The 18,104-nt window shown below is 53.0% G+C and carries 14 protein-coding genes and 1 pseudogene; 12 read left to right on the plus strand and 3 right to left on the minus strand.

Going from position 1 to position 18,104, the window contains the following annotated elements:
- The first annotated feature begins 623 nt into the window (after positions 1-623).
- Positions 624-3,614: a PilC family type IV pilus tip adhesin gene (gene pilC, locus KEM39_RS01405; RefSeq protein ID WP_211709501.1), complete on the plus strand. Its 2,991-nt coding sequence runs from the start codon at positions 624-626 to the stop codon at positions 3,612-3,614.
- Between the two features lie 388 nt (positions 3,615-4,002).
- On the opposite strand, the gene KEM39_RS01410 is transcribed toward pilC, so the two are convergent.
- Positions 4,003-4,149 (minus strand): hypothetical protein, encoded by a 147-nt coding sequence (locus tag KEM39_RS01410; protein ID WP_211709502.1) that lies wholly within the window; start codon positions 4,147-4,149, stop codon positions 4,003-4,005.
- 379 nt (positions 4,150-4,528) lie between these two features.
- Between KEM39_RS01410 and carA the strand changes: the two genes are divergently transcribed.
- The 4 genes from carA to carB all read left to right on the plus strand — a co-directional run bounded on the left by carA (position 4,529) and on the right by carB (position 10,540).
- Positions 4,529-5,659, plus strand: coding sequence for a glutamine-hydrolyzing carbamoyl-phosphate synthase small subunit (gene carA / locus KEM39_RS01415; RefSeq protein ID WP_118997965.1), 1,131 nt, complete (start codon positions 4,529-4,531; stop codon positions 5,657-5,659).
- A gap of 138 nt (positions 5,660-5,797) precedes the next feature.
- Entirely contained in the window at positions 5,798-6,055 is a 258-nt protein-coding gene (locus tag KEM39_RS01420; protein ID WP_016687622.1) for a SemiSWEET family transporter, read from the plus strand.
- A 523-nt stretch (positions 6,056-6,578) separates the two neighbouring features.
- Positions 6,579-7,259, plus strand: coding sequence for a hypothetical protein (locus KEM39_RS01425; RefSeq protein ID WP_192886360.1), 681 nt, complete (start codon positions 6,579-6,581; stop codon positions 7,257-7,259).
- A gap of 65 nt (positions 7,260-7,324) precedes the next feature.
- On the plus strand, positions 7,325-10,540 hold the full coding sequence (gene carB, locus KEM39_RS01430; RefSeq protein ID WP_042743472.1) for a carbamoyl-phosphate synthase large subunit: 3,216 nt from the start codon (positions 7,325-7,327) through the stop codon (positions 10,538-10,540).
- A gap of 223 nt (positions 10,541-10,763) precedes the next feature.
- On the opposite strand, the gene crgA is transcribed toward carB, so the two are convergent.
- On the minus strand, positions 10,764-11,663 hold the full coding sequence (crgA, locus tag KEM39_RS01435; protein ID WP_002214623.1) for a LysR family transcriptional regulator CrgA: 900 nt from the start codon (positions 11,661-11,663) through the stop codon (positions 10,764-10,766).
- 238 nt (positions 11,664-11,901) lie between these two features.
- Between crgA and KEM39_RS01440 the strand changes: the two genes are divergently transcribed.
- A complete protein-coding gene (locus KEM39_RS01440) occupies positions 11,902-12,480 on the plus strand; it encodes an NAD(P)H-dependent oxidoreductase (protein ID WP_002227645.1) in 579 nt (192 codons plus the stop codon).
- A 473-nt stretch (positions 12,481-12,953) separates the two neighbouring features.
- Here KEM39_RS01440 and queA read toward each other — a convergent pair whose 3' ends face one another.
- Entirely contained in the window at positions 12,954-13,994 is a 1,041-nt protein-coding gene (gene queA, locus KEM39_RS01445) for a tRNA preQ1(34) S-adenosylmethionine ribosyltransferase-isomerase QueA (protein ID WP_118997961.1), read from the minus strand.
- 116 nt (positions 13,995-14,110) lie between these two features.
- Here queA and KEM39_RS01450 point away from each other — a divergent pair, with 116 nt between their 5' ends.
- The 6 genes and pseudogenes from KEM39_RS01450 to KEM39_RS01475 all read left to right on the plus strand — a co-directional run.
- Entirely contained in the window at positions 14,111-14,368 is a 258-nt protein-coding gene (locus KEM39_RS01450; RefSeq protein ID WP_118997960.1) for an acetyl-CoA carboxylase, read from the plus strand.
- A complete protein-coding gene (accB, locus tag KEM39_RS01455) occupies positions 14,350-14,790 on the plus strand; it encodes an acetyl-CoA carboxylase biotin carboxyl carrier protein (protein ID WP_061694376.1) in 441 nt (146 codons plus the stop codon). Before KEM39_RS01450 ends, accB begins: the two co-directional genes overlap by 19 nt.
- A gap of 113 nt (positions 14,791-14,903) precedes the next feature.
- The gene (gene accC / locus KEM39_RS01460; RefSeq protein WP_118997959.1) at positions 14,904-16,265 is read left to right on the plus strand and encodes an acetyl-CoA carboxylase biotin carboxylase subunit; all 1,362 of its coding nucleotides are present in this window, start codon (positions 14,904-14,906) and stop codon (positions 16,263-16,265) included.
- A 117-nt stretch (positions 16,266-16,382) separates the two neighbouring features.
- Positions 16,383-17,270, plus strand: a complete 888-nt coding sequence (gene prmA / locus KEM39_RS01465) for a 50S ribosomal protein L11 methyltransferase (RefSeq protein ID WP_118997958.1) — start codon at positions 16,383-16,385, stop codon at positions 17,268-17,270.
- Positions 17,271-17,287: 17 nt separating this feature from the next.
- Positions 17,288-17,851: an oligoribonuclease gene (gene orn / locus KEM39_RS01470; protein WP_118997981.1), complete on the plus strand. Its 564-nt coding sequence runs from the start codon at positions 17,288-17,290 to the stop codon at positions 17,849-17,851.
- A gap of 10 nt (positions 17,852-17,861) precedes the next feature.
- Positions 17,862-18,104, plus strand: a pseudogene (locus KEM39_RS01475) (hypothetical protein); the annotation flags it as partial.

Here is an 18,104-nt window from a genome sequence, read left to right on the forward strand (position 1 = left end):
AAAACGGTTTCTTGAGATTTTACGTTCTGGATTCCCACTTTCGTGGGAATGACGGGATGTAGGTTTGTGGGAATGACGGCGGCGGAATCGGCGTGATTGACGGATTTGGTAAAATCGGCGTGATTGACGGATTTGGTTGGATTGGCGGAATCGGTGGACTGAAGCCCACCCTACAGCCCACCACCCTACAAAACACACTACGGCGAACCCTGCGAAACCCACGAAACACCCTGCAAATCCGCACGGAAACCGATACGCCGTCATTCCCGCGAAAGCGGGAATCTAGACCTTTCGGCACGGAAACTTATCGGATAAACGGTTTCTCTAGATTCCGCATCCTAGATTCCCGCCTGCGCGGGAATGACGGTTCGGGTATTTTTATAAGGCAGATTCGCAAGGTGCGCCATAGAGTGGGCTAAAGCCCGCCCTACAGCCCGCCCTGCGAAACCCACGAAACATATGTTTCGGCACGCAGGGCGGCACATAAAGCGTCGCCCTGCGTGCCGCCCCGATTCGGAAGGGGTTGCGCCCCTCCCAAACAAAGTCTGATTCTGCCGCCGCGAAGGACGGATGTCCAAGTGGCGGGGGTTCACCCAAAAAGGAAAACGGAAAAGGAAAACGACATGAAAAAAACACCCAAACGGCACTTGCTCCGCCATACCGCGATTTATACCGCGATGATTTTGGCGGCATCGTCCCAACAGGCGTTCGGCGCGGGCGATAGTGAAACTTTCAACTTTATCGTCAAAGACGACGGCAGCGTAGAAGGCGGTAAGATACCCGGCGGTCAGGGCGTACGCAACGGTCGGAAATTGTCTATTCCGAAAGGTCAACCCGGTTCGGTAAGCACAAAACAAGCGTGTACTGATCTAGGAATCACACCCGGAACTCCAGAATGTAATTTTATCGTGTCGCTGACTGACGAATTTACCTACGCAAACACCGACACGCTGCTTGCGGGCAAGGTCGGCAAGCTGAACCTCGGCGGCGGTCCCGCCCCGCTGTGGGGCAAGGTTTCCGGGCTTGATGCCGACAATATGGCGGAGCGCAAGACCGACAATTGGCTGACGACCGTTCACAAAGGGAAGATGGGTTACGATTTTACCGGCATCAGCTGCTTCCTCAAGGGCGTGGGTGTCTCGACGGGTCAAAGCCGCCAGTGTCCAGACCTGCCTTTCAAATTTTATTTCAACTTTAAGGACAGCGCACTCGATCCCACCTCGGCGGGAACCAGTCCGGACGGCCTGCCGATATACAAGCTGAAAGACCATCCGTGGCTGGGCGTTTCCTTCCAATTGACTAAATCGAGCGGCACTGCGCCGCAATGGATAACCATTAATAATGACCATACGCTGCTAAACGAAATGATTACCCAGCCGACAGGGGAAAGAAGCAGCGGCAGAGCCTTTGCCTTGCGCGCCAAGCTGCACCTGTTGGGTACTCCGAGCAGCCTCAACGCCCAAGAAATCAAACTTGGCGAGATTAATATGCCCGACTTCAACTTTATGCCGTATAACGCAAACGGCAGGGGTCGGACGGGTACTCTGTATAAGATACATGAACAAGGCCATATCGACGTAAAACTCCAGCTTCCGAGCATAGGCGCGGGCGGCTGTACGCGGGCGCAATATACCGCCGCCGGGCCGGACGGCAGCCAATACGCCATTGTCGCTCCCGCCCCTTTGGGCGCGGGTTTCCCGAACAAGGCGGCGGCGGTCGTTACCGATCCCAAGTCGGCAAGCAGCCGCATCCTCTTTTACACCTTGGATAAAAACAATAAGAAAAACGGCGGCGCGGATTATCTGCCAAGCAAAGGTTTTACCGAACCCGTCTTTGCCGGACGCAAGGCGGCAATCCGCCTGGCAAACGGCGTATCCTTGAGCGACAGCAATATTAACGGCATTACGAATGGCACATTCGGTATCGGCGGCTTGGGAAACAATCAAGACGAATGGAAAACCGTATTGCTGCGCTGGACCGACCGGCGCGATGCAAACGACAATCAGTTCAACTATTTTAACAATGCGATAGATGCTTCAACACGCGGCAAACTGTATAGCCAGCAATACCGCATCCGCGACGATAAGAATCGCAATTTGGGCGACATCGTCAACAGCCCGGTAACGGCGGTCGGCGACTATCTGGCAACCGCCGCCAACGACGGGATGGTGCATATCTTCAAAAAAAGCGGCGGCGGCTACAATCTGAAGCTCAGCTACATACCCGGCACGATGCCGCGCAAAAACTTGGATAACCAAGATTCCGATTTGGCAAAAGACCTGCACAATTTTGCCAACGAAAACTACACGGGCGGTTTGTACGGCGTGGACGGCGGCTTTGTCTTGCGCCAATACAAAGATCGCGTGTTTATGTTCGGCGCGATGGGTCAGGGCGGCAAAGGTGCGTATGCCTTGGATTTGACCAAAACCGAAAGCGGCAGCCCGACAGGCGTTTCCCTGTTTGACGTAACAGGCAACGGCTTGGGCTACACCGTCGGCACGCCGCAAATCGGCAAAACCCACAACGGCAAATACGCCGCCTTCCTCGCCTCCGGTTATGCGACTAAAGACATTGACAGCCAAGAAAATCAAACCGCGCTGTATGTGTATGATTTGGAAGGAACCGGCGCGCTGATTGCAAAAATTGCCGTACCCGGCGGCAAGGGCGGGCTTTCGTCCCCCACGCTTGTCGATACGGATTTGGACGGCACGGTCGATATCGCCTATGCCGGCGATCGCGGCGGCAAGATGTACCGCTTTGATTTGGGCGGCAACGACCCGACCAGATGGTCTGTACGCGCCATTTTCAACGGCACAAAACCGATTACTTCCGCGCCTGCCGTTTCCCAACTGAAAGACAAACGCGTCGTCATCTTCGGCACGGGCAGCGATTTGACTGAGGATGATGTGGCAAGCCAAGACATCCAACACGTTTACGGTATTTTCGATAACGATACGGAATCTTTGCCGGCTGAAGACGGATTGGGCAAAGGGCTGCTTGAGCAAGCGCTGACAAAAGACGGCAACAATACGCTGTTCTTGAGCGACTACAAAAGGTCTGACGGCTCGGGCGACAAGGGCTGGGTAGTGAAATTGCAGCCCGGACAGCGCGTTACCGTCAAACCGACCGTGGTATTGCGTACCGCCTTTGTAACCATCCGCAACTACAATGCCAACGGCTGCGGCGCGGAAACGGCATTCTTGGGCATCAATACCGCCGACGGCGGCAAGCTGACGAAGAAAAGCGCGCGCCCCGTCGTGCCGGATAGCCGCGTGGCAAAAAAAGTCGGCGAGAAAAAAGACGCAAAAGGCAACAATATCCCCGTGGGCTGTATGGAAAAAGGCACTGAAACCGTCTGCCCGAGCGGATATGTTTATCCGAAACTTCTGACCGCAAGCTATTTGGACAGCCAAAAAACAAGCGATCACCCGACAACGGCAGACGGCGACGCGGGCGGCAGCGGTAATGACAACACCCCCTTCCAAAAATCCGGCAACCGCTGCTTCTTCAGCAAAGGCGTGCACACGCTGCTGATGAACGATATGTCCGACTTGGATGTTGCCGGCCCGATCTGCAATATGAAACGGGTAAGCTGGCGCGAAGTCTTCTTCTAACCCGCCCGCGCGGCCGATTCCCCCGCAAATGCCGTCTGAAAGCCCTTCAGACGGCATTTTTTTGCGTTTTTCGGGAGGGGGGAAGTGTTGAAATCGGTGGGCTGAAGCCCACCCTACAGAGCGTTCAGACGGCATTGTTTGCGTTTTTCGGGAGGGGGCAAATGAAACGCCGACAAACCGATGCCGTCATTCCCGCGCAGGCGGGAATCTGGTGAACCGTAGGGTGGGCTTCAGCCCACCGCATCAAAAATTTCTGGCGAACCGGCGGAAGTCGGCGGCTTCGGTTCTTGGCGGAATCGGTGGAAAATGGGGAATTTACGGGATGGGTAATATTGGCGGAATCGTTAGTGTCGGTAGGAAACGGTGGATTGGTGGGCTGAAGCCCACCCTACAGAGCCTTCAGACGGCATTGTTTGCGTTTTTCGGGATGGGGGGGTAAATGAAACGCCGACAAACCGATGCCGTCATTCCCGCGCAGGCGGGAATCTAGGATGCGGAATCTCAAGAAACCGTTGTACCCGATAAGTTTCTGCACCGACAGGTCTGGATTCCCGCCTTCGCGGGAATGACGGTTCGGGTATTTCTGACGGTTCGGGTATTCCCATAGTTTCGCCGGGCGGACGTGGGGAAATGCGTAACGGGCATAGTGGGCGCGGAGCGGGCGGTTTTATGCCCCGGATTTCCGTTTTCGCGCGAACATATCAGCCCGCCTGCCGCGTTTGCGCTTGAAATCGGGTATGTTTCGTCTTAAAATATGCTGCTTTCAGGGTATAGGCACTTGCCCGAAAAGCACGTTACGCGTCTATCTTGCGCGGCGTGTTTTTTTTTGACCGGATTTTTCCGACCGGATGCCCCCTGCCGAAGTCCCTTCAGACGGCATTGTCAAGAATTTTATTAAAAACAGGATTCCCATCATGAGCACCCCCGCCCTCCTCGTCCTCGCTGACGGCAGCGTATTTCACGGCACATCAATCGGTTACGAAGGTTCGACTTCCGGCGAAGTCGTGTTCAATACTTCGATGACCGGCTATCAGGAAATCCTGACCGACCCGTCCTACTGCAAACAAATCGTTACCCTCACCTACCCCCACATCGGTAATACCGGCACCAACGCCGAAGATGAAGAAAGCCGCAGCGTTTACGCCGCAGGCTTGATTATCCGCGACCTGCCGCTCTTGCACAGCAACTTCCGCGCCTCCGAAAGCCTGCACGACTATCTGGTACGCAACAAAACCGTTGCCATCGCCGACATCGACACCCGCCGCCTGACCACGCTGTTGCGCGAAAAAGGCGCACAAGGCGGCGCGATTTTGACAGGTGCGGACGCTACGGTTGAAAAAGCACAAGAACTCATCGCCGCGTTCGGCAGCATGGTCGGCAAAGACTTGGCAAAAGAAGTTTCCTGCACAGAAACTTACGAATGGACTGAAGGCGAATGGGAATTGGGCAAAGGTTTCGTTACCCCTTCCGAACAGCCTTACCACGTCGTCGCCTACGATTTCGGCGTGAAAACCAACATCCTGCGTATGCTCGCCTCGCGCGGCTGCCGCCTGACCGTCGTCCCCGCCCAAACGAGCGCAGAAGACGTGTTGGCACTCAATCCCGACGGCGTGTTCCTGTCCAACGGCCCCGGCGACCCCGAGCCTTGCACCTACGCCATCGAAGCCGTGCAAAAACTGATGGAAAGCGGCAAGCCGATTTTCGGCATCTGCTTGGGACACCAGCTCATCAGCCTCGCCATCGGCGCGAAAACCCTGAAAATGCGCTTCAGCCACCACGGTGCGAACCACCCTGTGCAAGATTTGGACAGCGGCAAAGTCGTCATCACCAGCCAAAACCACGGTTTCGCCGTCGATGCCGACACCCTGCCCGCCAACGCAAAAATTACCCACAAATCCTTATTTGACAACACTTTACAAGGCATCGAACTGACAGATAAACCTGTATTCTGCTTCCAGGGCCACCCCGAGGCCAGCCCGGGCCCGCAAGACGTTGGCTATCTATTCGATAAATTCATTGACAATATCAAAGCAGCAAAACAATAAAGCTGATTTTTTCAGACGGCCACACTCGACTCAACAATAGGCCGTCTGAAAACCAAACCTCAAAAAATATAAATTCAGACACCCTCTCAACATCTATACTGTCTGAAAACTCAGCCCTCAAATCAGAAAGGAAAAACCATGACAGAAAAGCAAATGCGCATCCTATCCGTCGTCGCCACCCTGACCGCCGTCGGCATGTACGTTTCCTATATCCCACAAATCCAAAACAACCTTGCCGGCAACCCCGGCTCGCCGCTGCAACCCCTCGTCGCCGCCATCAACTGCACATTATGGGTTGCCTACGGCTTTTTGAAAGAAAAACGCGACTACCCCGTTATGCTGGCAAACGCCCCTGGTATCATTTTGGGCTTGATTACGTTTATTACTAGTTTTTAAAGAAAGCTTTTCAGACGACCCTGTGTAAAATAAAAGGCTGTGTTTTAGTAATCTGTTGATTTCAATTATTTGCAAGGGAAAAGACAATTATTTTCTAGTTAGGAATAAACCTATCCTATTGAATATATTGAAGCCAAGTACGCCTATCAACACTATATTAAAACACAGCCAAATAAAAAACAGCCTGTACAAGCTGTTTTCCTTGCAGAACCCTTAATCACAACAGCCGCCCCGTCCTCTCCCTCGTGGGAGAGCGTTAGAGATAGGGCAACAAACAGCAAGGCTTGTGTTTGGGCGGTAAAGGTGTTGGGAAAGATTGCCGAAATTCGGAGAATGCCCTCTCCCCGGCCCTCCCCCACGGGGGAGGGGGCTGGTTGCAGCGGATTTTGCGGTTGCAGGCGGTTTGAGAAAGAATGCCCGAAATATCAACAGCGGGAATTTTTCAAGCAGCCTTTATCACAAGGCAGATGGAACAAACGCCGCGAGCGTTTTTTCAGACGACCTTTGAACCCATCGGTAGGGTGTGCGCCGCAAGGCACGCACGCGGTGGGTTGGGGTTGCAGGGAAAATAGAGAACGCGTGCGTGCGTATCGCACACACCCTACATGCGGGCTACGGCTTGCTATTGATGAAAGAGAAAATAAAAATGAAATATATAAATATAATTACCCTTACAATTTTCCTTCTTTTTATTGATTTTTTTAGAATTTTTTCAGAAGAAATACAGTCTATGCAAAACGAGACTTTTAGAGAAATGTCTAATTTATTTACAGGTCTAGTTTTCGTAGTGATTCTTCTTTGGATTATGTATCAAAAAAGTAAAGAGAAAAGCATTAAATATGCATTTATTATAATGAATGTATTACTAATTATTTCAGGCATTTGGCTATTTCTCCATCCTTTTGTGTCAATTCTTTCTCATTTCTCAGACCATAAAGGCGAAGTGTGCCAAACATTTACCTGGTCTTCTATTGCCTTTGTGTGTGGATTGATAACAAGCTGTATGTACTATAAAATTTCTGAAGTAAACTCCTTCTTTCTGTTAGCATTCGTGATGGTTATTTTTATTTTCCTTAATACTTTTTCTGAATTTCCTTGGGTTGAGCAAGCACCTATTTTCACAGGAATTTACTGCTTATTTGGGAGTTTTTTAGGTTCAGAATTGTGCTCTCTATACGAAACCAAAAAGCAAAATACTGAATAATTTACATTCTAGACTGGCTGATATTTATTACTTATCTAATTATTTATTTAAAGAAAGACCCACCCATGCCTAAACGTACCGACCTAAAATCCATCCTTATCATCGGCGCCGGCCCTATCGTTATCGGTCAGGCCTGCGAATTTGACTATTCGGGCGCACAGGCCTGTAAGGCTTTGCGTGAAGAAGGCTATAAAGTCATTCTGGTGAATTCCAACCCCGCCACCATCATGACCGACCCTGAAATGGCGGATGTTACCTACATCGAGCCAATTATGTGGCAGACGGTGGAGAAGATTATCGCCAAGGAGCGTCCTGATGCGATTCTGCCCACGATGGGCGGTCAGACCGCGCTGAACTGTGCGCTGGATTTGGCGCGCAACGGCGTGCTGGCGAAATACAACGTCGAATTAATCGGCGCGACGGAAGACGCGATCGACAAGGCGGAAGACCGCGGACGCTTTAAAGAAGCGATGGAAAAAATCGGTTTGTCTTGCCCGAAATCCTTTGTCTGCCACACGATGAACGAAGCCTTGGCGGCGCAGGAACAGGTCGGCTTCCCGACGCTGATTCGTCCGTCTTTCACGATGGGCGGTTCGGGCGGCGGTATTGCCTACAATAAAGACGAGTTTTTGGCGATTTGCGAACGCGGTTTCGATGCCTCGCCCACGCATGAGCTGCTGATTGAGCAGTCCGTTCTCGGCTGGAAAGAGTACGAGATGGAAGTTGTACGCGATAAAAACGACAACTGCATCATCATCTGCTCGATTGAAAACTTCGACCCGATGGGCGTGCATACGGGCGACTCGATTACAGTTGCGCCGGCGCAAACGCTGACGGACAAAGAATACCAAATCATGCGCAACGCAAGCTTGGCGGTATTGCGCGAAATCGGTGTGGATACGGGCGGCTCGAACGTTCAGTTTGCGGTGAACCCTGAAAACGGCGAGATGATTGTGATTGAGATGAACCCGCGCGTGAGCCGTTCGTCCGCGCTGGCTTCCAAAGCGACGGGCTTCCCGATTGCGAAGGTGGCGGCGAAGCTGGCGGTCGGCTTTACGTTGGACGAGTTGCGCAACGACATCACCGGCGGCAAAACCCCCGCGTCGTTCGAGCCTTCTATCGACTATGTCGTCACCAAAATCCCGCGTTTCGCGTTTGAAAAATTCCCCGCCGCAGACGACCGCCTGACCACGCAGATGAAATCGGTGGGCGAAGTGATGGCGATGGGACGCACCATTCAGGAAAGCTTCCAAAAAGCCCTGCGCGGCTTGGAAACAGGCTTGTGCGGCTTCAATCCGAGAAGCTCCGACAAAGCGGAAATCCGCCGCGAACTGGCGAACCCCGGCCCCGAACGTATGCTGTTTGTGGCAGACGCGTTCCGCGCGGGCTTCACGCTGGAAGAAATCCACGAAATCTGCGCCATCGACCCTTGGTTCTTGGCGCAAATCGAAGACTTGGTGAAAGAAGAGCAGCAGGTAAGTGCAGGCTGCCTGCAAGATTTGGATTTCGCCGCCTTACGTCGTCTGAAACGCAAAGGCTTCTCCGACAAACGCATCGCGCAGCTTTTGGGCGTAAAAGAAAAAGAAGTGCGCGAACACCGCTACGCGCTGAAGCTGCATCCCGTCTATAAACGCGTCGATACCTGCGCTGCCGAGTTCGCCACCGAAACCGCCTACCTCTATTCCACTTACGAAGAAGAATGCGAAGCGCGTCCTTCCGACCGTAAAAAAGTGATGATTCTCGGTGGCGGCCCGAACCGCATCGGTCAGGGCATCGAGTTTGACTACTGCTGCGTTCACGCCGCGCTCGCCCTGCGCGAATCAGGCTTTGAAACGATTATGGTCAACTGCAACCCCGAAACCGTGTCCACCGACTTCGACACCAGCGATCGCCTGTATTTCGAGCCGCTGACGCTGGAAGACGTGTTAGAAATCGTCCGCACCGAAAACCCGTGGGGCGTGATTGTGCATTACGGTGGCCAAACCCCGCTCAAACTCGCCAACGCATTGGTTGAAAACGGCGTGAACATCATCGGCACGTCCGCCGACAGCATCGACGCCGCCGAAGACCGCGAACGCTTCCAAAAAGTGTTGAACGACTTAGGTCTGCGCCAACCGCCCAACCGCATCGCCCACAACGAAGAAGAAGCACTCGTCAAAGCCGAAGAAATCGGCTATCCGCTGGTCGTGCGCCCGTCTTATGTTTTGGGCGGACGCGCGATGCAGATTGTCCACTCTGCCGAAGCCTTGCAAAAATACATGCGCGAAGCCGTGCAGGTTTCCGAAGACAGCCCCGTGTTGCTCGATTTCTTCCTCAACAACGCGATTGAAGTGGATGTGGACTGCGTTTCAGACGGCAAAGATGTGGTTATCGGCGGCATCATGCAGCACGTCGAACAGGCGGGCATCCACTCCGGCGACTCCGGCTGCTCGCTGCCGCCCTACTCCTTAAGCGAAGAAATCCAAGACGAAATCCGCCGCCAAACCAAAGCGATGGCGTACGCGCTGGGCGTGGTTGGACTGATGAACGTGCAGTTTGCCGTGCAGGACGGCGTGGTGTTCGTGTTGGAAGTGAACCCTCGTGCCAGCCGTACCGTGCCCTTCGTCTCCAAAGCCACCGGCGTGCCGCTCGCCAAAGTCGGCGCACGCTGTATGGCAGGCATTTCCCTGAAAGAACAAGGCGTGGAAAAAGAAGTCGTCCCCGATTTCTATGCCGTTAAAGAGGCCGTGTTCCCATTCATCAAATTCCCGGGCGTGGATACGATTTTGGGACCGGAAATGCGCTCCACCGGCGAAGTGATGGGCGTGGGCGCAAGCTTCGGCGAAGCCTACTACAAAGCCCAACTCGGTGCGGGCGAACGCCTCAACCCGACCGGCAAAATCTTCCTCTCCGTGCGCGAAGAAGACAAAGAACGCGTCATTAAAACCGCTAAAAACTTCCAAGTTTTAGGCTACGGCATCTGCGCCACGCGCGGCACGGCGCAATACCTGACCGAACACGGGCTGATTGTGCAGACCATCAATAAAGTCCCCGAAGGCCGCCCGCACATCGGCGACGCGCTGAAAAACGGTGAAATCGCACTGGTCGTGAATACCGTTTCCAGCGATCCGCAATCCGTGTCCGACAGCCACATCATCCGCCAAAGCGCATTGCAGCAACGCGTGCCGCAATACACCACCACCGCCGGCGGCGAAGCGATGAGCGAAGGCGCGAAAAGCCGCGACCACTTGGGCGTGTACAGCGTTCAAGAACTGCACGGGCGTTTGAAAAACCGCAACTGATGCCTGAATCAGGTTGAAAATGCCGTCTGAAGCCGTTTTGCGGTTTCAGACGGCATTTTGTCATTTGGAAAGCCGATGTTGCCACACACAAGCCGTACATAAGGAACAGCCCTATCACGCTCCCCATATAGACTGCCATTGCCGCGGCTATACATCATCTTATTTATTTTTTCTCAAAGTTATTAAGTGAGTAAAAACAATTTTATGACAGGTTTTTATAGAATTATCCACAGAGATTGTTTCCCAGTTCCTCCACTAAAAAATCCAAAAATACGCGTAAGCGGAGATTGACGGCTTTATCGCTGTAATAAACAGCATTAAAGGGGTGTGTTTTATCGGAGGTTTGTTCGGCGAGCAGGGGAATTAACTTTCCTTCAGCGATGTCGTTGTCAACCAAAAAATCTGATAAGCAAGCAATACCGCAACCTGAAAGGCACAACGAGCGTAAGATTTCACCGCTGCTGGCGGTAAAGTGCGGTGAAATCTTATAGGGATTTCCCTGCGCATCTAAAACCGCCCATGTATTTAGAGAACCGGGTTCGGTGAAGCCTAAACATTGGTGGCCGGCAAGCTCTTCTGTAGATTGCGGCGTGCCGTGTTTTGCCAGGTATTCAGGACTGGCGATTACGCGGAAGCGGCTGTCAAACAGATGGCGTGCACGCAGCCCGGAATCGTCCAATTCTCCGGCCCGTAAGGCAATATCGACTTTGCGTTCAATCAGATTGATATAGCCTTCGGAAGAAACGAGCGAAAGTCGGATATGCGGATAGCGTTCGTTGAATTTTGTTGCCAGCGGCGCCAGCAGATGCAGCACCATCGGCATCGCGGAATCCACGCGCAACACGCCTTGCGGTATTTCGTGCACTGCCAGCATTTCGGTTTCCGCCGCTGCCATTTCTTGCAGGATTCTCTGCGCGCGGCGGAAATATTGCGCGCCTTCTTCCGTCAGACTGAGTTGCCGCGTGGTGCGGTTGAGCAGGTTCACACCCAACTTTTCCTCCAGCCGTTTGACGATGCGGCTTACGGCAGAATTTGCCATCGCCAACTGCTCCGCCGCACGGCTGAAGCTGCCGCTTTCCACCACTTGAACAAATACGGTCAGTTCTTCTGAATTGGTTTTCATCGTGTTTCCTTTTCGGTTGGAACCCCGCCCTTTAGGGCGGCAGGATCAGACTTTATTTGGGAGGGGTGTAACCCCTTCCGAATCAGGACGGCACACAGGGCGGTGCTTTATGTGCCATCCCGTGTGTTGGAACATCTGATTATTTCATTTGACGCAAAAGTGTTTTCTTATTTTTGCACTTTTAAATTATAAAGTAAAACGGCACAATACATTCATCAATTCACAAACGAGGTAACAAATGAATATTTTATTATTAGACGGCGGCAAAGCGTTCGGACATTCTCACGGCGGGTTAAACCGCACGCTTCACAAAAAAGCGAAAGAAGTTTTGACCGCGCTCGGACACAATGTTCAAGAAACCGTGATTGATGCCGGCTATGATGTTGAGGCAGAAATCGAAAAATTCGTTTGGATGGATGCTGTGATTTGGCAGATGCCGGGCTGGTGGATGCACGAGCCTTGGACAGTGAAAAAATACATAGACGAAGTATTAACCGCTGGACACGGCAAACTCTACCAAAGCGACGGCAGACACAGCGTCAATCCGACTGAGGGCTACGGCACAGGCGGCTTGTTGCAAGGCAAAAAACATATGCTTTCACTGACTTGGAATGCGCCGATTGAGGCGTTTACCCGCGAAGGCGATTTCTTTGAAGGCAAAGGCGTTGATGTTTTGTATATGCACTTCCACAAAGCCAACGAGTTTTTGGGTATGACCCGCCTGCCGACATTCTTATGTAACGATGTGGTTAAAAATCCACAAGTGGAAAAATACTTGGCAGATTATCAGGCACACTTGGAAAAAGTGTTCGGCTAAAAATTTATCTTATAAACAAACAAAGGCAGCCTGAAAGATTGAATGGTCTGCACCCCTAAGGTTGGACTAACCAACCGACTAAGGTGCAGATTATTTTTTGTTGCTTTTTCAGCTTTTCGTTGGGTTAGATATTCTTGCCCACTGTTTTCAGGCAGCCTTGAATACAAAAAAATGGCGTATGTAATATGTTTATACGACCAAAACGGAATGAATTTTAACGTATTGCGCGTCATCAACAATGACTGAGTTTCTCGCCTCTCGCGCCTGAATCTATAGTGGATTAACAAAAACCAGTACAGCGTTGCCTCGCCTTGCCGTACTATTTGTACTGTCTACGGCTTCGTTGCCTTGTCCTGATTTAAATTTAATCCACTATATGTCATACAGTTCCTTTCATTCAAATCAACAAAAGAATGCCGTCCGAACATCCGTTCAGACGGCACTTGTCTTCCCCCAATAGACTTGAGGCTGTTCTAACGTACCACCCCTTCGTTCCGCCCCAAAACCATCGCATCGCCGTAGCTGAAGAAACGGTATTCGCGTTCGACCGCATAACGATACGCGGCGCGGATATGACCCATACCCGAAAACGCGCTGACAAGCATCAGCAGCGTCGATTTCGGCAGATGGAAATTGGTAACCAGCCTGTCGGCAACATTAAAACGGTAGCCCGGCGTGATGAAAATATCGGTGTCGCCCTGCCCCGCTTTCAGACGACCCGTCGCACGCGCGGCAGATTCGAGGGCGCGCATGGAAGTCGTGCCGACCGCCCAGACTTTGTTCCCCCGGGCTTTTGCCGCCTCAACGGCGGCGGCGGTTTCAGACGGCACTTCAAACCATTCGCTGTGCATTTTGTGTTCTTCGATTTTTTCCACACGCACGGGTTGGAATGTCCCCGCACCGACGTGCAGGGTTACTTCTGCGGTTACTGCGCCTTTGTCTTTCAGGCGGCGCAAAAGTTCTTCCGTAAAATGCAGACCCGCCGTCGGCGCGGCGACCGCACCCTGATATTTGGCATAAACGGTTTGATAACGGCTGTCGTCATCCGCATCGGCGGCGCGTTCGATATAAGGCGGCAGAGGCAAATGGCCGTTCTGTTCCAAAAGTTCGTAAACGGTTTGACCGCCTTCAAAACGCAGGCAGAACAGTTCGCCCTCACGCCCGACCATCACGGCGCGGATACCGCCTTCAAACACCAGCCCCATACCGGGTCTGGGCGATTTGGACGAACGGATGTGCGCCAGTGCGGTATGACTGTCTAAAACACGCTCGATCAGGGCTTCGATCCTGCCGCCGCTGTCTTTCTGCCCAAACAGCCGCGCCTTCATGACTTTGGTGTTGTTGAACACCAAAACGTCGCCCGCCTCGACATAATCCGGCAAATCGCCGAACACCCGGTCTTGCAGCGGCATATCGGGCAACGCAACCAAAAGGCGGCTGCTGCCGCGCACTTCGGGCGGATGCTGGGCAATCAGCTTTTCGGGCAGGGTAAAATCAAAATCTGAAATATCCATTTTTACACTCTCGTTCGGGCAAGCCGCCATTATACGCACTTTAGCCCTTTTTCAGACGGCATCTTTGTCCGAAAAACCAACAGATTAGAATAAACACTCTTAACCTGGAACATCTTGTGCGCAAAATCAAACTTCCTGCACATTTCCCCCAAAAACCGCCGTTTTTTGATATTTTACTGGACATTTACCGACAACTTCGGGAAAATAAACACATTCTCACGGTCGTTTTCCACCACAGGAAAACCGTATCCGAACACCATTCCGCCCGGTTTGCGCCGTTGCCGCAAACCGGCTGTTTTCTGAAAAACCAACGCAACAACCCGCCGAAACACCGGCAGCCTTTAAAGGAACAGAAATGGATTTGCGCAAATTAAAAAAACTGATTGATTTGGTTGAAGAATCGGGTATCGCCGAAATCGAAGTAACCGAAGGCGAGGAAAAAGTCCGCATCACCCGAACCATCGCCGCCGCGCCCGTACCTGCCGCCGCGCCGGCCGTAACGCCTGCCGCCGCACCCGTTGCGGCATCCGCGCCCGCCGCCGCACCTGCCGCCCGCGATTTGTCCGACGCGCAAAAATCACCTATGGTCGGCACGTTCTACCGCGCACCCGGCCCGAATGCCGCGCCTTTTGTCGAAGTCGGCCAACAGGTTAAAGCCGGCGACACGCTGTGCATCATCGAAGCGATGAAGCTGATGAACGAAATCGAAGCCGAAAAATCCGGCACGGTCAAAGAAATTCTGGTCGAAAACGGTACGCCCGTCGAATTCGGCGAACCGCTCTTCATCATCGGATAATCCTGTTTTCAGACGGCATAGATTCCCGATGCCGTCTGAAATGCTTTCCCCCTTCGGCGTTCTCGCACCTTTTTTTTTACGGACGGGTTGCCGGAACCACAGGAACAGTCATCATGCTGAAAAAAGTTTTAATCGCCAACCGAGGCGAAATCGCATTGCGCGTACTCCGTGCCTGCCGCGAAATGGGTATTGCCACCGTCGCCGTGCATTCCGAGGCCGACAAAGACAGCCTGCACGTCAAACTCGCCGACGAATCCGTGTGCATCGGCCCTGCCGCTTCCGCGCAAAGCTACCTCAACGTCCCCGCCATTATCGCCGCCGCCGAAGTAACCTGCGCGGACGCTGTCCACCCGGGCTACGGTTTCCTTGCCGAAAACGCCGATTTCGCCGAACAGGTCGAGCAGTCCGGCTTTACCTTTATCGGCCCGAAACCCGACACCATCCGCCTGATGGGCGACAAAGTCTCCGCCAAACACGCGATGATAGCGGCAGGCGTGCCCTGCGTCCCCGGTTCTGACGGCGCGCTGCCCAACGATGATGCCGAAATCCTCAAAATCGCCGACAAAGTCGGTTATCCCGTGATTATCAAAGCATCGGGCGGCGGCGGCGGCCGCGGTATGCGCGTCGTCGAGAAAAAAGAAGACCTCCTCCAGTCTGTCGAAATGACCAAAGCCGAAGCAGGCGCGGCATTCGGCAACCCGATGGTTTACATGGAACGCTATTTGCAACGTCCGCGCCACGTCGAAATCCAAGTGATTGCCGACGAACACGGCAACGCCATCTACCTTGCCGAGCGCGACTGCTCCATGCAGCGCCGCCACCAAAAAGTCATCGAGGAAGCACCAGCTCCGTTCATCACTGAAAAAGAACGCGCCAAAATCGGCAAAGCCTGTGCCGACGCCTGCAAACGCATCGGCTACCGAGGTGCGGGCACGTTTGAGTTTTTATACGAAGACGGCGAATTTTTCTTTATCGAGATGAACACGCGCGTTCAGGTCGAGCATCCGGTTACCGAACTCATCACCGGCGTGGACATCGTACAAGAGCAATTGCGCATTGCGGCCGGCCTGCCGTTGCAATACAAACAAAAGGATATTCAAGTCGAAGGCCACGCGTTTGAGTGCCGTATCAACGCCGAAGATCCGTACAACTTCATCCCAAGCCCGGGTCTGATTGAAAGCTGCCATCTGCCCGGCGGCTTCGGTATCCGCGTCGACAGCCATATTTACCAAGGCTACCGCATCCCTCCTTACTACGACAGCCTGATCGGCAAAGTCTGCGTCGTCGGTAAAGACCGCGACCAAGCCATGGCCAAAATGCGCGTAGCCCTTGCCGAGCTGGCGATTACCGGCATCAAAACCAATACGCCGCTGCACCGCGACTTGTTCAACGACCCAGGTTTCCAAAAAGGCGGCGTCAGCATCCACTATTTGGAACACTGGCTGGAAGATCGCAAAGCCAAACAGGACAAATAAGCCGTCCCCGATATGCCGTCTGAAACAGTTTGTCCGTTTTCAGACGGCATTTCCGTTACACACCCATCCCCTTATACAGTACGACCCTATTCCGAAGGTCTGTTAAGAAAGCCCTCTATGCCTTACCAACAAATCACCATCAACGTCAACGATGCCGTCGCCGAACGCCTCGCCGACACCCTGATGGAACACGGCGCACTCTCCGCCGCCATCGAAGATGCCTATGCAGGCACCGAAAACGAACAAGCCATCTTTGGCGAACCCGGTATGCCGACCGAACAAATCTGGCAGCAGAGCAAAGTCATCGCCCTGTTCGGCGAACACGACGAAGCCGCCGCCATCATTCAAACCGCCGCACAAGAATACGGATTAAAAGACTTGGCATACACCGGTGAAACCCTCGAAGACCAAGACTGGGTACGCCTGACCCAATCGCAATTCGACCCCATCCAAATTTCCGAACGCCTGTGGATTACCCCCTCTTGGCACGAAGCCCCCGAAGGCACTGCCGTCAACCTACGCCTCGATCCCGGACTAGCCTTCGGAACCGGCAGCCACCCGACCACGCGCCTCTGCCTCAAATGGTTGGATACACAACTCAAAAACGGCGAAAGCGTCCTCGACTACGGCTGCGGTTCAGGTATCCTGACCATCGCAGCCCTCAAACTCGGTGCAGGTTCTGCCGTCGGCGTCGATATTGACGAACAGGCCATCCGTGCCAGCAAGGACAACGCCGAACAAAACAACGTCGATGCACAATTCTTCCTGCCCGACGGCCTGCCTCAAGGGCAATTCGACGTAGTTGTCGCCAACATCCTCGCCAACCCTTTACGTATGCTCGGCGAAATGCTCGCCGCCCGCACCAAACAAGGCGGCCGCATCGTGTTATCCGGTTTGTTGGACGAACAAATCGAAGAACTCAGCGGCATTTACAGCCAATGGTTCGATCTCGATCCTGCGGAAACCGAAGAAGGATGGGCGCGATTGAGCGGGACAAAACGCTGACAAGCAAAGGAAACATCATGCAGGACAAAAACAACCTCTGCTGGCTCGATATGGAAATGACGGGGCTGAATCCCGAAACCGACCGCATTATCGAAGTCGCGATGATTATTACCGACTCGGATTTGAATGTATTGGCGCAATCCGAAGTCTATGCCATCCACCAAAACGACGAGCTGCTCGACAATATGGACGAGTGGAACACCGCCACACACGGCAGGACGGGGCTGACACAACGCGTACGCGAATCGTCGCATACCGAAGCCGAAGTCGAACAGAAACTGCTGGACTTTATGTCGGAATGGATACCCGAACGCGCCACACCGATGTGCGGCAATTCCATCCACCAAGACCGGCGTTTTATGGTCAAATATATGCCGAAACTGGAAAACTACTTCCACTACCGCAACCTCGATGTTTCCACGCTGAAAGAACTCGCCAAACGCTGGAATCCGCCCGTTGCCAAAAGCGTCGTCAAACGCGGTTCGCACAAGGCATTGGACGACATTTTGGAGAGCATCGAAGAAATGCGCCACTACCGCGAACACTTTCTGATTTCCACCCCGAAAGCCGAAGCGCAATAAGAAACAAACAATGCCGTCTGAAACGCTGTTTGCATTTCAGACGGCATTTTTACAGCAGATTGAAATCAAAAATATACACGCCCGTCATTCCCGCGCAGGCGGGAATCCGGAAGGTCGGGCTTGCCGTTATTTTCAATCATTACAGAAACTGAAAGGTCTGGATTCCCGCCTGCGCGGGAATGACGGGCGTGTGCATTCTTATAGTGGATTAACAAAAATCAGGACAAGGCGACGAAGCCGCAGACAGTACAAA

Origin of the sequence: Neisseria sp. Marseille-Q1983 (assembly GCF_018224585.1) — a bacterium.
Taxonomy (GTDB): domain Bacteria; phylum Pseudomonadota; class Gammaproteobacteria; order Burkholderiales; family Neisseriaceae; genus Neisseria; species Neisseria polysaccharea.

Excerpts from the sequence above, each read along its gene's own strand:
- pilC (WP_211709501.1), top strand. The coding sequence starts at position 624 with ATGAAAAAAACACCCAAACGGCACTTGCTCCGCCATACCGCGATTTAT.
- carA (WP_118997965.1), top strand. The coding sequence starts at position 4,529 with ATGAGCACCCCCGCCCTCCTCGTCCTCGCTGACGGCAGCGTATTTCAC.
- KEM39_RS01420 (WP_016687622.1), top strand. The coding sequence starts at position 5,798 with ATGACAGAAAAGCAAATGCGCATCCTATCCGTCGTCGCCACCCTGACC.
- carB (WP_042743472.1), top strand. The coding sequence starts at position 7,325 with ATGCCTAAACGTACCGACCTAAAATCCATCCTTATCATCGGCGCCGGC.
- crgA (WP_002214623.1), bottom strand. The coding sequence starts at position 11,663 with ATGAAAACCAATTCAGAAGAACTGACCGTATTTGTTCAAGTGGTGGAA.
- KEM39_RS01440 (WP_002227645.1), top strand. The coding sequence starts at position 11,902 with ATGAATATTTTATTATTAGACGGCGGCAAAGCGTTCGGACATTCTCAC.
- queA (WP_118997961.1), bottom strand. The coding sequence starts at position 13,994 with ATGGATATTTCAGATTTTGATTTTACCCTGCCCGAAAAGCTGATTGCC.
- accB (WP_061694376.1), top strand. The coding sequence starts at position 14,350 with ATGGATTTGCGCAAATTAAAAAAACTGATTGATTTGGTTGAAGAATCG.
- accC (WP_118997959.1), top strand. The coding sequence starts at position 14,904 with ATGCTGAAAAAAGTTTTAATCGCCAACCGAGGCGAAATCGCATTGCGC.
- prmA (WP_118997958.1), top strand. The coding sequence starts at position 16,383 with ATGCCTTACCAACAAATCACCATCAACGTCAACGATGCCGTCGCCGAA.
- orn (WP_118997981.1), top strand. The coding sequence starts at position 17,288 with ATGCAGGACAAAAACAACCTCTGCTGGCTCGATATGGAAATGACGGGG.